This is a genomic window from Aliivibrio sp. EL58, assembly GCF_900312675.1.
In the GTDB taxonomy this organism is placed as follows: Bacteria; Pseudomonadota; Gammaproteobacteria; order Enterobacterales; family Vibrionaceae; genus Aliivibrio.
Map to the genome: position 1 here is coordinate 856,094 of NZ_OMPC01000009.1, position 15,582 is coordinate 871,675.

The 15,582-nt window shown below is 38.6% G+C and carries 11 protein-coding genes and 1 other RNA gene; 10 read left to right on the plus strand and 2 right to left on the minus strand.

Going from position 1 to position 15,582, the window contains the following annotated elements:
- Positions 1-59: 59 nt before the first annotated feature.
- The 4 genes from dinG (at position 60) to rsmS (ending at position 3,781) form a co-directional block, all read left to right on the plus strand.
- On the plus strand, positions 60-2,144 hold the full coding sequence (gene dinG, locus ED622_RS14790; protein WP_122035324.1) for an ATP-dependent DNA helicase DinG: 2,085 nt from the start codon (positions 60-62) through the stop codon (positions 2,142-2,144).
- 104 nt (positions 2,145-2,248) lie between these two features.
- Positions 2,249-3,019 (plus strand): TSUP family transporter, encoded by a 771-nt coding sequence (locus ED622_RS14795; RefSeq protein ID WP_122035326.1) that lies wholly within the window; start codon positions 2,249-2,251, stop codon positions 3,017-3,019.
- A gap of 14 nt (positions 3,020-3,033) precedes the next feature.
- A complete protein-coding gene (locus ED622_RS14800; protein ID WP_122035328.1) occupies positions 3,034-3,585 on the plus strand; it encodes a primosomal replication protein in 552 nt (183 codons plus the stop codon).
- 34 nt (positions 3,586-3,619) lie between these two features.
- Entirely contained in the window at positions 3,620-3,781 is a 162-nt protein-coding gene (gene rsmS, locus ED622_RS14805) for a pleiotropic regulatory protein RsmS (RefSeq protein ID WP_254052655.1), read from the plus strand.
- 14 nt (positions 3,782-3,795) lie between these two features.
- Here rsmS and ED622_RS14810 read toward each other — a convergent pair whose 3' ends face one another.
- A complete protein-coding gene (locus ED622_RS14810; RefSeq protein WP_122035332.1) occupies positions 3,796-5,688 on the minus strand; it encodes a sensor domain-containing diguanylate cyclase in 1,893 nt (630 codons plus the stop codon).
- Positions 5,689-6,098: 410 nt separating this feature from the next.
- On the opposite strand from ED622_RS14810, the gene ffs reads away from it, so the two are divergent.
- Positions 6,099-6,195: signal recognition particle sRNA small type (gene ffs, locus ED622_RS14815), an RNA gene on the plus strand.
- A gap of 166 nt (positions 6,196-6,361) precedes the next feature.
- The gene (locus tag ED622_RS14820) at positions 6,362-6,853 is read left to right on the plus strand and encodes a type II secretion system protein (protein ID WP_122035334.1); all 492 of its coding nucleotides are present in this window, start codon (positions 6,362-6,364) and stop codon (positions 6,851-6,853) included.
- Positions 6,854-6,977: 124 nt separating this feature from the next.
- Here ED622_RS14820 and ED622_RS14825 read toward each other — a convergent pair whose 3' ends face one another.
- Complete coding sequence (locus ED622_RS14825; protein WP_122035336.1) at positions 6,978-8,930, minus strand: methyl-accepting chemotaxis protein; 1,953 nt, start codon at positions 8,928-8,930, stop codon at positions 6,978-6,980.
- 824 nt (positions 8,931-9,754) lie between these two features.
- Between ED622_RS14825 and ED622_RS14830 the strand changes: the two genes are divergently transcribed.
- From ED622_RS14830 to ED622_RS14845, 4 genes are all read left to right on the plus strand, one after another.
- The gene (locus tag ED622_RS14830; protein ID WP_122035338.1) at positions 9,755-12,922 is read left to right on the plus strand and encodes a chitinase C-terminal domain-containing protein; all 3,168 of its coding nucleotides are present in this window, start codon (positions 9,755-9,757) and stop codon (positions 12,920-12,922) included.
- 217 nt (positions 12,923-13,139) lie between these two features.
- A complete protein-coding gene (locus ED622_RS14835) occupies positions 13,140-13,994 on the plus strand; it encodes a carboxylate/amino acid/amine transporter (RefSeq protein ID WP_122035340.1) in 855 nt (284 codons plus the stop codon).
- 71 nt (positions 13,995-14,065) lie between these two features.
- Positions 14,066-14,548, plus strand: a complete 483-nt coding sequence (locus ED622_RS14840) for a peptide-methionine (S)-S-oxide reductase (protein ID WP_122035342.1) — start codon at positions 14,066-14,068, stop codon at positions 14,546-14,548.
- Between the two features lie 114 nt (positions 14,549-14,662).
- Positions 14,663-15,574 carry a homocysteine S-methyltransferase family protein gene (locus ED622_RS14845; protein WP_122035344.1) on the plus strand — a complete coding sequence of 304 codons (912 nt, stop codon included), beginning with the start codon at positions 14,663-14,665 and terminating at the stop codon, positions 15,572-15,574.
- Positions 15,575-15,582: the final 8 nt, after the last annotated feature.

Below are 15,582 nucleotides of genomic sequence, written 5' to 3' on the forward strand. Positions count from 1 at the left end.
AGGAGATCACATTAGATAGCGCGTGCTACAATGGTTTTTTATCTTCACTAGAGCTCACCATGCTGAACAAAGCGGTTACTGATTGCATTCGCGAAAGCTATAAAACACTACAAGATCAATTGCCAGGCTTTATACCTCGCCGTGCACAGAACTATTTAGTAGCAGAAATCGCTAAATCACTTGCGGGTGAATACAGTGATACGCATCGCATGATTGTGGCAGAAGCAGGTACAGGCATTGGAAAATCCTTAGCTTATCTACTAAGTGTTATTCCTTTTGCCAAACTGAATAATAAGAAAGTGATTATTTCTACGGCAACAGTCGCGCTGCAAGAGCAACTGGGTCATAAAGACTTGCCTTTTTATCGTCGAATTTCACCACTTCCTTTCTCTTTTATTATTGCAAAAGGAAGGCAACGTTATTGTTGTAGCCATAAACTTGCACTTTTAGTAGAAACCAATCACGAAGAAGATAAACAAGCCGCTTTGTTTACAGAAAAACCTAAAAAGAAAGATTTAGAACTTTTGAGAAGAATGCATAAAGCGCTTTCTGAAGGGAAATGGGATGGAGATAGCGATAGCTGGCCAACAACCATTCCGTCTTCTATATGGCAAACTATTATCTCAGATAAATACAGCTGTCATAACGGATTACCAATGCACCGTGACTGCCCATTCCAAAAAGCGCGTGAACATCTGGACAAAGCCGATGTGGTAATCGCAAATCATAGCCTTGTTATGGCTGATATTGATTTAGGTGGTGGCGTGGTTCTCTCTGAACCTGAGCAAACCATCTATATATTCGATGAAGCACATCACTTACCTAATGTGGCGCGTGAGCACTCTTCTGCAGCAGCAAGTTTAAAAGGAACCGCTTCTTGGTTGGAATCGTTAAACAAATCGGTCAGTAAATTCTGTAATCTTGCCGATCAAAAACGTGTGAATCGCTTTCAAAATACACTCCACGAGAATCTACAAGAGCTTATCCCCTCTTTAAATCAACTAAGTAAGCAATTTGACCCAACGTTATTTAATGACGATGGTATTTACCGTTTTGAGCATGGTGAAATCCCGACTTGGCTTGCCGATCAAGCTAAAGATTTAAAAGATCTCTCAACTAAAGCTAATCAAGCCTTAGCTAAAATCAGTGATTTAATCTCTGAACGAATGAAGGACGGCGAACTCGCTCCAAGAATGGCCGAGCCCGTATTGGCAGAAACAGGCTTCTATCTGCAACGATTAGAAAACTTAGCGCAAGTCTGGTTCTTAATGGCAAAACCAAACAGCGATAAAGGGGCCCCACTCGCTCGTTGGCTAGAAAAAAGCAAAGACAGAGAAAGTGACGTTGTCATTAATGTCTCTCCACTCGAAGTAGGCTGGCAGTTAGATCAAAATCTTTGGAGTCGTGCTGCTGGTGCTGTCATTGTGTCTGCAACCATGCGTGCCCTAAATAGTTACTCATTCTTCTGTAGACAAGCAGGTATATCAGAGAAACCTGAGGATGGCGTTCGTTTTCTCTCTTTGGCTTCTCCGTTTAATTATCAAGAAAATGCACAATTGGTTATTCCAAAACTACCAATGGAGCCATCAGCACCCGGCTTTACTGACCTGTTAATCGAAGAGTTACCTTTTTATCTTGCTGATCAAACCTCAAGCTTGGTTCTGTTCTCTTCTTATTGGCAAATGAACAAAGTCGCAGAAGGCATTGAAAAAATAGCAAAGAAACATGGCTGGAGTTTATTAATTCAAGGACAAGAGTCTCGTCAAGAGATCCTGAAAAAACATAAGAAGATTTGTGAAGCAAATAAAATCAGTATCTTATTTGGTACAGGTAGCTTTTCAGAAGGTTTGGATTTACCCGGAAATCTATTAACCAATTTAATCATCACTAAGATCCCATTTGGTGTTCCGACCTCACCGGTAGAAGAAGCGCATTCTGAATATATTGAAAGCCGAGGTGGTAATCCATTTATGCAGATCAGCGTTCCAGAAGCGAGTAAAAAATTAATCCAATCTGTTGGACGATTACTGCGTAAAGAAGAAGATTCTGGTAGAGTTGTGCTGTTTGATCGCCGCGTTATAACTAAACGGTATGGCAAAGCGCTTTTAGATGCATTACCTCCTTTCAAGAGAGTGATAGAGTAAACGTTCTTATTTGCTAAAAAGCATTATATTTACATGTTGTTTCTACTAACTGTCGCACATTCAGAGTGCGATTCTACCTATACTAATAATAACTAAGAGCCTATATGGAATTTCTTGAACCAAGTACCTTAATCGTTTTAGGGTTGGTTGCTTTTATTGCTGGATTTATCGATGCTGTTGCTGGCGGCGGCGGAATGTTAACTGTACCCGCTTTATTGTCTATTGGACTACCACCCCATATTGCTCTAGGGACAAATAAATTAGCAGCGACATTCGCCTCATCAACCGCAGCACTTACCTATTTTAAAAAGAAGTTATTCGATCCTAGCTTTTGGAAAGCCTCTTTTATATCAACACTTATTGGTGCAACTTTCGGAACTTTATTAGTTAACTACATTTCGACCGAATGGTTAGAAAAAGGGCTACCTCTTATTATCCTAGGTGCTGCTTTATATACCATTTGGCCAAAGAGTGTGACCTCTGAACAAAATCATTTACCAGAAAAAACACCTAAACTAAAGAAACAGCAAATTATTCAAGGGTTAACGCTTGGGTTTTATGATGGTGTTGCTGGTCCTGGTACTGGGGCGTTTTGGACAGTAAGTAGCATGGCGATGTACCGTCTTAATATATTATTGGCTTCAGGCTTAGCAAAAGCGATGAACTTCACCAGTAATTTCACCTCACTAGTTACTTTTGCCATTCTTGGTCATATTAACTGGGCTCTTGGATTAACCATGGGAGTATGCTTAATGGTTGGTGCTTTTATTGGAGCACATTCTGCTATCCGATTTGGTTCTAAATTTATTCGTCCAGTGTTTGTAACTGTTGTTTGTATTTTAGCGGCTAAACTCGCGCTAGATGCATGGTTCTAGATTGAGAGAGTAATATGACAAACTTCAGTTCCATTGAAATAATGCTTGAACAATTAAGTAAAACAGCAGCAGAGATCGATCATCGTCGAGGCGAACAACGCTTGCCTCTTTTTGATGAGAGACTCTTTGGCTGTCGAAGCCGATATCTTATTCCTTGCATTAACGAAACTAAATCAACCCTCGCCTCTATTCAACGTGAGGAAAAGGCCAATATCCTCACGGCTCAGCGTGCAGAATATCTAACAAAGATGTTAGTTTCCCAGATAGAAGCGATTCAGCGTGAAGTTGCAACTCAGCGTATTCGTTCTAATGAACCACGACCTAAAGGCAGTTATAGAAAACCAATTAGTGATATGTACCAAGATTTAGCCCAACATCAAGAGTGGGAGCGCCGACTAAGTCAAATGGTACGAGAACAAGAAAGCGCCGTAAATAATTGCCACTCTTTCTCACAACAACAAGAATTACAAAGAACGCTGCTAACAACAGAAAAACGCCTACAGCGCTGTAAAGAAGCGATGAAACGTTTAGAACAACAAATTACTTATCGAGAGCAACATGACTAACAATGACACTGATAACCAAGAAATAGAAACCAGCATTGAAGTAGAACAAAATGCCAACCCTAGTCCTTTAGATAACGCTCCGGATGAAATTAAACTTGCTGTTGATTTGATTTATCTACTAGAAAATAACGAAGTAGAAAAAGAAACGGCAATTAAAGCGTTAGAAATTGTGCTTAATGATTATAAGAACAAATAAAGTTCATATTCTCGCTAGGCTATTTGGGCCATTTCGTCTGAACTAAAACAAGAAATCTGATTTCGTCCTGCCGTTTTTGATTCGTATAACGCAAGATCGGCACGTTTATAACTGGCTTCACTGCTGTTGCTGATATCAGTCACGCCACCACTGATGGTCACTTTAATATCGTCATATAGATAAACAGCCACTCTCAATCTATTTAAAATAATTTCAGCTTCTTGTAATTGCGTATTAGGTAAGATAATTGCAAACTCTTCACCACCAATGCGGGCGACAAAATCACTGCGACGGCTTTCAGAGCCTAAAATCCTACCGACTTCTGTAATTACTTTATCACCAACATCATGACCATATTTATCATTAATACGTTTAAAATGGTCAATGTCTACTATCGCTAAACATGAAGGGCCCATTTCTTTGGTGAACGAACCGTTACCAATAATATTTGAAAACTCATGCTCAAACTTACGGCGATTCCAGCATTGAGTTAATGAATCCTTTTCACTGAGATCTCTAAGGCGATTCTCTAACTCTTTTCTTGCGGTAATATCTACAAATGACGCAATAAAATATTCCATTTTCCCATCATTATTACAAATCGCTTGAATACGTAAAATCTCAGTTAATAAGCTGCCATCTTTTCGCTTATTGGTAACTTCGCCTTCCCATAAACCTTCTGATTTAATGGTCTTCCACATTGTTGAATAAAAGTCTTTTTTGTGATTTCCTGATTGAAACATCGATGGAGGTTGCCCAAGAACTTCATCCTCTCTCCAACCACTTAAGCGAGTAAACTCTTCATTTACTTTGATAATACGATTATTTTTATCTGTAATCACAATCGCAGACATTCCATTTAATGCAGCTAACGCTAACTGACTTTCAAGACTCGTCGTCCTGTGCTTAGCTATATATCGAGCAATTAAAATTGAAATAAAAATAATAAACAGTATTGCTAGAATGCCTTCATAAATAATGAACGTCAGTTTATGATCTAAGTTTGTCGCCTCTAAACTGCTGTCACTTCTTAAAATTAAATAAAGTGAACTGCTATCAAAATGACCACCAAGCGTGATCTTAGAAAATGAATAAAAGAATTGATTATCAAAAAACTCCCCTACATCTTGAGCTTTCATTTTATTCCATAACTCGGGCGTTTCTATAAGAATATTATAACTGTCTCGCTCTGAAATCAGGTGTCCTAGTGTTTTATGTTTATCTTGAGATGCAAGGTAATACCCTTCTTCATTAATAAACTCTAATTGATAGCCAGTCTCTAGTGATGCTTCGACTTGAGCTACAATTTCATATACATCTAAGTTAAAAAAGAGATACCCTTTACGTTCATTATCAATTTCAACTGGGGTGAAAATACGTAAGGATGGCTGTAGCGGAGTCACAACTTTTCCATGCTCTACTTCCAAATCAATACCAAAGAAACCCAACGCATCAGCCTTAAGCGTCTGTGCATAAATAAAATAATCTCGATTGGATTTATCTTGAAGTTCATTTATTGGAACAATGATAAGTTTGTCATTATCTTCATTTATACGAGAAATCTCTTTTCCATCAACGCTAATAAAGCGCACCTGAGAAATGTAAGAATAGTTGGTCGCAGTAAGCGCTAAAAGGGATTCAAGCAATGATCTATTTTTTGATGACGGATCCTGTATAAACTCTAATAATACCCGATTATCCGACAGTAGCTTTAAAGAAGTACCCAACTCTGAAGCAATAGAGTACACCTCTTTTTGACTAAAGTTGAGCTGATGTTTAGCTGCACTTTCTCTTTCGAATTGAATTACGTTCAACTCAGCCTTGTATTGGCCCCATAAATAAAAGATAGGAGTAATCCCTATCAATAAAATAGTAATAATGAAATATTTAATTTGTTTGTAAATCATACAATTGTTCAAAACAGCCAACTTTTTTTAGTTATTCTATCAAATAAATAAAAAATATTAGTGATCATGCTCTAATAGTTATTGTGAATATGTTGATTTTAATTAATTTATTATTGACGCCATTTATGTGACGCAAGAAAAATGACATATTAGTTATCTTTCTTAACGCCATAATAAAAATAAAATATTAGAGATCGTAATTTAAACTGGTTGTTCTATAGATTTCATCATGCTCTTACTTGTAGCAACAACACTAATGATAAATATATTCTTCACCTATCACCAAAGGCAACCTTTCCATTCGCTTATTTATTAATCACTTAACTACTTTTTTATGATTTCTTCTTGCATTATCAATACGTATGTACAATAATCCCTCTCGTTCTCAGGAACAACAGAATCTATGGAGGCCCTGGTCCTCTCGCAACACTAACTTGTGAACTCGGTCAGATCCGGAAGGAAGCAGCCGCAGCGAGTGACGTGTGTGCCGGGATGTGGCTGGGGCTTCCACCTATTTAAAACGCCGCTTTTATTAGCGGCGTTTTGCTATCTAATACTTTTAAAATCAATCTCTTGCTCTAACTCTCATCATTGACCAATCCCAGAAATCATAACTTTACTGTTGGCTATTCTATATTTACAATATGGCTTCATAGTTTAAGGACAGCACACCATGAAGCAAAAAGGTTTTACTCTTATCGAATTGGTTATTGTTATTGTCATCCTTGGCATTTTATCAGTAACAGCAGCAACTAAGTTTATTAACCTGCAACGCGATGCTCGTATGTCGGCTCTTCAAGGGCTAAAAGCAGAGATGACAGGTGCAGCAAATCAACTTCACCCTAAAACAATTCTTGCTGGCATGGACACTCAGGTGAGCGGTGCAATATCCATTGAAGGAAATGATATTCACATTGTCTACGGCTACCCAAAAGCAGATGCAGCTAAAGCCTGGAATCAATTAATGAATCAAACTTTTGTTGATTCACAATATAATGATACAACCCCATCTGACTGGTATTTCCATAATGATACTAGTAAGCCTTTTATTACATTTATGCATAAAAGTAAAAAATACAGTGGTGATAAGTGTCATATCAAATATACGGAAGCGGCAGACGAAAATACTCCACCTACTTTTGAGTTTGTTAATACTGGCTGTTAATTATATAAACGCATGATGTTTATAAAATTAATCTGGTGTCCATAAACTCAAACTCTGTATATAAAAAATGGGTAAGAAAACAATAATTTCTTACCCATTAATAACACTCTAATAATCGTTGATATTAACCGATTTTAAATGTCGCTAGTTGTTGTTGTTGTCTCTCTGCTAACTCAGACAAATGCGTGCTTGTTACTGTCGCCTCTTCAATTCCCGCAACATTTTGATTAGTAATATCACGGATCATGGTAATGTTTTCACTTATCTCAACCATGGTACGAGATTGCTCTGAAATTGCTGTCACTACTTCTGTATTGGATTGTGATAGCTCATCCATTGCTTCATTCATTGAGGACAGTTGGTCACGTGACTTTAATACGGAGACGGCCGTTTCATCAATCATCACCAAACAACGTTGCATGTTCTGTTGTGCATTAGCTGATTTATTTTGTAGTTGCTCGATAATACGCTGGATGGTTTCTGTTGAATCTTGTGTTCTTGTTGCTAACACACGCACTTCATCTGCAACCACTGCAAAACCACGCCCCATTTCACCAGCACGTGCTGCTTCAATCGCCGCATTTAATGCCAATAAATTGGTTTGTTCAGAAATATTTTGGATCACAGCAATCACATTACCAATTTGCTCACACTCTTTATTTAAGTGTTCAACCACTGATGATGTTTCATTCAGTTGACTTTGCAATGCACTTGCACGATCACCATTTTCATTAGATGAACGCATTTCTAATCGACAAAGGTCTTGCACCCCGCTCATGCGTGTTTCTGCCGATTTAGCAGACACTTCAACTTCATTTGCTGAAGCCGATAATTCCGTAATTGCTGCGGCAATCATACTAACTTGATCATTTTGTGTTGTACTATTTTCTGCACTTAATTCCATAACTGAACGTAACTGCAGTGACGCAGATGCTAACTCTTGGCCGTGAGCACTTAATTCTTTAATCGTACATTGCAATGTATTAATCGTAATATCGGTGTTTTCACCCAATTGAGAGACTTCATTATCACCTTTCAAGTAAGTATTAGCAGTTAAATTACGATCGGCTAAACCACTGATCACTGTTTGCACTGATGCTAATTGAGAGATAATAATACGCGTTAATACAGTGACTAAAATAGAGGCAAGTAGTGCACCAACTAATAATCCTACGATGTTTACAGTAATACTATCTTCCGCATTATTTATTGTATTTATAAGGTTCGTATCTAAATACTCTTGGCTTTCTGCAACGGCTCCATTAATCAAACTTACCGCACTTTGCCTAATTCGCGCTCTCTCTTTTTGGTACACAACCCAGCGATTGGTAATATTTTCTAACGTGCTTAATTCTTTGCGCCATACATCAATAAACTCTGATTGTAATTTTTTAAGAGCTGGGCCTTTGTACATCGGTTCAATTAATGCCTCCATGTCATTTAGTAATGCATGAAGTTCTTTACCATCTTCTTGCAAACGAGCATAAAACACACCAGATGATTTATAACCAATACCTTCTGATATGACTGATAATTTATTACGTATATTAGGCCATTCTTCTGCATTTGAAGGATGATGATTTACATCTAAATTTTCAAGATAGGGAGCAAGCCAAGGTAATACTTCCAAAAAGATAGTATAACCTTCCATTCTTTCGTCCATCATTTTTTGAGAGACTTGATAGAAGTCATTAAACGCTTTTGAAATGAGATCTAACTCAGCCACATCTTGGCTTGATAGCGCATCCATAGTTTTTAATTCAGAAATTACACGATCTTTATCAGCCAAAATTTTTGGATAGGCTTGATTAAACTCTGTTAATCCGAGCTCAGGATTAAACATTTCACTACGTATCGCTGTGGTTCTCAATCTGGAAAATAAAGCGTCAAGTTCAGTATAGGCCTCTGAAACCTCATTACTCATAATGGACGATTCTATATTTTCTTCTGTTAGCACAAGATTAGAATGTAAAAAGGTGGCGCTGCAGAAAAAGATAATAAACGTTCCAACAAAGGGAACCATAAGCTGAAAGCGTAATTTCAGCGAGTCACGGTAATATCGTATTAATGCACTCATTTTTGAACCTTATAATATAATAAATAGATATTTAAATTTGAAAAATATTAATAACGTGATCTATCCCTAGCTAAGCATCCTACAAGTTACTTATTTACATTTAACAACAAAAAGCATAACAAGGAATGAACCTTATTATACTTCTACTTATAAAGATGAGCATAGAGGAAAACAAATCCCCAACAAATATAAATAATGAATAATGAAAATAATGAAAATAAACACAAGAAATACACTAACCAAGCAACTCATGAAAAACACAAAAAGACAAACACACAAAATTAAATTAAATATCAATAAGTTACATGAGGTTAAATTTAATTATAAATATATATAAATACACGACTTTATATAAGACCGCGAAAGTATTATTTAAAACCTCCATTAAAATGACATAATAAATATTATTTATTACGAAGTGCACTATAAGTTATAAAGGAATATACTAATAAAATTAATTATTACCTCTATGCCTAAGAAGTTAAGGGCTCAACTCTATTATTATCTTAAGTCGAAAAAGAACGTATTTTGCAAACGATAAAAAGATCCATATAGATACATCAGACTAGTCTTCCAATAATAAAGCCAAAAATACACTACCTATTTTTCAAATTATCAATACAGACTGTTAATCGCATAGGCGCATAATAAACACACAATACTCATACAAAAATTAATGTAACCTTGTTAACTAACATTAGTTTTATTGCGATCTGCCCTGTAATTTATAAATCCACTCTCGCACATATCAATTTCTATCCTAATCTTATTTCACATCAATTAAAAAGTAGATTGATGTTTTGAATTACCTTTAAGGATATGAAATGGAACTTTCAACTTTAAGAAAAAAATCCAATAATAAATTTACTCTCTCAACCCTAACCCTCTCTTGTTTAATGGCATTTAATGCTCAAGCAGCGGTCGATTGTGATCCTCTAGCAACTTGGGATGCAAATAAGACTTACAATGGCGGAGAAGAAGTAAAGCAAGGGGCTAATGCCTATAAAGCAAAATACTGGACTCAAAATAATGATCCTGCGACCGCCGGTGAATGGGGAGCATGGCAAGACTTGGGTGTTTGTTCTGGTGAAGTAGCTAATGCCGCACCAACCGTTGATTTAACCTCTCCTAGCGCCACAGATAAAATAACCACCGGTGATGTTGTTACCTTAACAGCCTCAGCATCAGACAGCGATGGAACCATTGCGCGCGTTGACTTTTTAGTTGATGGTTTAGTTATATCTTCATCAACTACCTCACCTTATAGCGCGTCTTGGACAGCTCTTGAAGGGGCTCATACTTTCAGTACCCAGTCTTATGATGATAAAGGAGCCGTAAGTACTGTCAGTTCTGTGTCGGTAAACGTAACCAACAGCCCTGTTGATAATATCGCACCCACTGCAACATTAAGTTTGTCAGCAACCAGTATTGAGCTTGGCGCTGTAGTCACTCTAACTGCTGATGCCACCGATTCAGATGGCTCTATAGATAAAGTTGATTTTTATGTCGACAGTGCTCTTGTTGGTACTGTAGCCACCGCCCCTTATACTCTTGATTACACAACAACTTCTGCAGGCTCTCTATCGATTTACGCCAAAGCCACAGATGATTTAGGCGCCTCAACCAATTCAACGAGCTCTACATTAACCGTAACGAGTTCATTACCTATTGCTGATAATTGCCGTCCTGATGGTTTGTATCAAACAGAAGGGGTTAGCGTTCCTTACTGTACGACTTATGACAAAGAAGGCCGTGAACTAATGGGGGCTGATCACCCTCGTCGTGTTATTGGTTACTTTACTAGTTGGCGAGATGGCGGCGACGAACAAAATAGCTACCTAGTAAAAGACATTCCTTGGGAGCAACTAACACACATCAACTATGCATTTGTGAGTATTGGCTCTGATGGCAAAGTCAATGTTGGTGATGTTACCGATCCAAATAACGCGGCAACAGGCAAAGAATGGTCAGGGGTTGAGGTTGACCCAACACTTGGCTTTAAAGGTCATTTTGGGGCACTTGCAACCGCTAAAGAAAAACACGGAGTTAAAACACTTATCTCTATTGGTGGTTGGGCTGAAACTGGCGGTCACTTTGGCACTGATGGTAATCGAGTGGCTGATGGTGGTTTCTATAGCATGACAACCAACGCCGATGGCAGCATCAACCATGCAGGTATTGAGAAGTTTGCCGCATCAGCTGTTGAAATGATGCGTAAATACAAGTTTGATGGTTTAGATATTGATTACGAATACCCAACGTCAATGGCCGGTGCTGGTAATCCTGACGATAAAGCATTCATGGAGCCTCGTCGTCAATATTTATGGGCATCATATCAAGTATTAATGAAAACACTTCGTGAAAAGCTGGATGTTATCTCTGCACAAGATGGCCAGCATTATATGCTCACTATCGCAGCGCCATCTTCAGGTTATTTATTACGTGGTATGGAAACCTTTGATGTGACTCAATACTTAGATTACGTCAACATCATGTCTTATGACTTACACGGTGCTTGGAATGATCACGTAGGTCACAATGCGGCATTATATGATACAGGTAAAGATTCAGAATTAGCTCAGTGGAACGTTTATGATACTGAAGCTTACGGTGGTATTGGTTACTTAAATACTGACTGGGCTTATCACTACTTCCGCGGTTCAATGCCTGCAGGTCGTATCAATATTGGCGTACCTTATTATACTCGCGGTTGGCAAGGTGTTACTGGTGGCGAGAATGGCCTATGGGGTCGCGCTCCATTACCAGACCAAGCCCAATGTGATGCGGGAACTGGTGAAGGTGAGAAAAACAACTGTGGTTACGGTGCATTAGGTATCGATAACATGTGGCACGATAAGAACTCATACGGCCAAGAAATGGGCGCGGGTTCTAACCCTATGTGGCATGCTAAAAACCTTCAAGAAGGTATCTTTGGTTCTTACGCAAATATCTATGGCTTAGACCCAGCGAATGATCCAGCAGACCAATTAGTAGGTACTTACACTCGTCATTACGATAATGTCGCTGTAGCACCATGGTTATGGAATGCAGAGAAAAAAGTATTCTTATCTACCGAAGATAAAGACTCTATTAACGTGAAAGCTGACTACGTTATTGACCAAGAAATTGGTGGCATCATGTTCTGGGAACTTGCAGGCGATTACAGCTGTTATGTTCTAGATGCGAATGGTAACCGAACGTCTGTTGATGCAACAGAAGCAGCTTGTCAAACCGGCAATGGTGAATACCACATGGGTAACACCATGACAAAAGCGATTTATGAGAAATTTAAATCAGCAACGCCATATGGTAATACGGTAGCAACTGGAGCGATTCCAACTGAAACCGTAGATATTGCAGTAAGTGTGGGTGGATTTAAAGTGGGTGATCAGAACTACCCTATTAATCCAAAAATTAACTTTACCAATAACACAGGCCAAGATATCCCTGGAGGAACTGAGTTCCAATTTGATATCCCCGTGTCTGCTCCTGATAATGCCAAAGATCAATCAGGAGGTGGTTTACAGGTGATTGCCTCTGGTCATACTCGTGCAGATAACATCGGTGGTTTTGATGGCACCATGCACCGAGTAGCCTTTACTCTTCCAGCATGGGAAGCTCTCCCTGCCAGTGGTGTATATGAACTAGACATGGTGTATTACCTACCGATCTCAGGCCCTGCAAACTATACAGTGACGATCAACAATGTTGATTATGCCTTTAAGTTTGAGCAACCAGATCTACCATTAGCTGATCTATCTTCTGGTGGAAATACAGGCGGTGGTGATAATGGCGGCGTACCTGATGCAAATTGTGATGCAACGGGCTTAGTGACTTATCCTAATCTTCCACAAACAGATTGGGCCGGTAATCCAAGCCACGCAAACACTGGCGATCAAGTGATTCATAACAACGTTATCTATCAAGCAAATTGGTGGACAGCAGCAACGCCAGGCAGTGATGGTAGTTGGGCTAAGGTGTGTAACCTTTAGCGATTAATCCACATAGCTTTACACCCTAAATAAAAACCGAACAACGTTAATCCGTTGTTCGGTTTTTGATTTAAGAATCAAAAGAAGTAAAAGTGATACATTAGGTAATCGTGAATAGCGTTAGGCTGAGAAAAAATCAGCTTTTTTAGTTACTTTTTCTTTACTGGGAGTGAATCTTATTTAGAATGCACCCATTATTTACAGAAATGGAACATTCATGTCATATTTACTTCCTATTACCCTGCTTTGGGCATTCTCTTTTAGCTTAATTGGCGTTTATTTAGCAGGGCAAGTTGATGCTTGGTTCTCAGTATTAATGCGTATTGGCTTAGCCACATTAGTCTTTCTCCCTTTTCTTCGTCCAAAGCAAGTTCCTGTGCCTGTTGCGATAAAGCTTATGTTGATTGGCGCTATCCAACTCGGCTTAATGTACGTTTTTTATTACCAATCATTCCTTTATCTTACCGTACCAGAAGTACTTTTATTTACCGTAATGACACCCATTTATATCACCCTATTAAATGACGCATTTGAAGGTAAGTTTCATCCTCATTTTATGATTAGTGCCGTCATTGCCACACTAGGTGCCGTTGCTATACGTTATAACGGGATAGACTCTGGCTTCTTATTAGGCTTTGCGATGGTTCAAGGCGCTAATTTATGTTTTGCTATTGGGCAAGTTTGCTATAAGCGATTAATGAAAGAACAATCAATTGAACAAAAAACGGTCTTTGGTTTCTTCTTTATCGGAGCCTTAATTGTTGCCGCTGTTTGTTATGCCATTTTTGGTAATAGCGAAAAACTACCAACCACATCAACTCAATGGGGAGTTCTCATTTATCTAGGTACGATTGCTTCTGGCTTTGGTTATTTTATGTGGAATAAAGGGGCTACGATTGTTAACGTGGGCGTTTTAGCGGTGATGAATAATTTACTTATTCCTGCTGGTATTCTGGTTAATCTATTAATCTGGAACCGTGATGCAGATCTTCTACGCTTAAGCTTAGGTGGAGGTTTAATCCTTATTGCTCTATTGGTAAACCAGCAATTAGAAAAACGTCGTCCACAATAATATGTCCATCGCTACGGGGATTATTTATACAATAATAAGCCCCGCAATAATGTCATAAAAGGTAAAACTAAATGGAAGATATTTATCTCGCTGGTGGGTGCCTATGGGGTGTTCAAGAATTCATTAAGTATGTTCCCGGAGTCTATCAGACTGAAGCGGGGCGCTCTAACGGATTAACAGCGACAATACATGGAGAATATGATGGTTATGCTGAGTGCGTAAAAGTCACTTTTGATCCTTCTATTATTTCTGTACAAAAACTTATTGACCATTTATTTGAAATAATCGATCCCTACAGCCTCAACAAACAGGGTAATGATACGGGAGTAAAATACAGAACGGGAATTTATAGCCAACATACTCATCATTTGGATATAGCTAAGCGCTATATTGCTTCTCGTAACGATGCTGAAAAAATTGCGCTTGAAGTACTGCCTTTAACTAACTATGTACCTAGTGAGGCAATTCATCAACATCATCTATCTCACTACCCTGAAAATCACTCACTTTGTCATATCCCATGGTCACTTTTACGAAAGTATAAGCCTTCTTAAAAGTACAGTACGCTTTGCTTTTCTCTGTTAGTGTTTAGAAGACTCATAAATATCGCCCACCCGACTAAATAGTGTGGTATTCATTAAAATCAAAAACGAGCGTTTAGCCCTATTATGAAAAATTTAACTATACTCGATGGTGGAATGGGACGAGAGCTTCAAGAAATGGGAGCCCCATTCTCACAGCCGCTTTGGAGCGCCCAGGCTCTCATTGAATCGCCAGAATATGTTAGCCAAGCACATCAACACTTTATTGATGCTGGTTCTGAGATCATCACCGCAAACAGCTACGCTTGTGTTCCTTTCCATCTCGGAGAAGAACGCTACTATTCCGGTGGTGCAAAACTCGCAACAAAAGCAGCAGCTATCGCCCAGCAGATCGCATCCAAAAACTACTCTAGCCAAGGCAAGCAATCACGTGTAGCAGGTGTTATTCCTCCAGCCTTTGGTAGCTACCGTCCCGATCTTTTTAAAGCAAAAGAAGCAAAGGATATTTACACTACCCTTTTTCATGCTCAAGAGCCTCACATTGATTTATGGATAGCGGAAACGATCTCAAGCGTGCAAGAGTTCGAGGTTATTCATTCTGTTCTAAAAAACTCAAAAAAAGAGGCATATTACGCCTTTAGTTTAGAAGACAATCGTACAACCGAAGCCACCATTCGTTCAGGCCAATCGGTAAAATTAGTTACCGCCCTATGTTGTTTTACTAAAGCTAAAGGGATCTTCTTTAACTGCTCTATTCCAGAAGTAATGGAACAAGCTATTATTGATGCTAAAGCAATTATTGAAGAATATAATTCCAATTTAGAGATCGGGGTATATGCCAATAACTTTATGCCAATTAAAGCGGAGCATGAAGCTAATGATACATTGCAGTCTATGCGAGAGCTTACCCCAAAAGAGTACCTCGCTTATGCAAAACACTGGTATTCACTGGGTGCAACAACCATTGGTGGTTGCTGTGGTATTGGTCCTGCACATATACAAGCCTTAACCGATTGGAAACACAGTGAGTGTTGTTAAATCAAAAA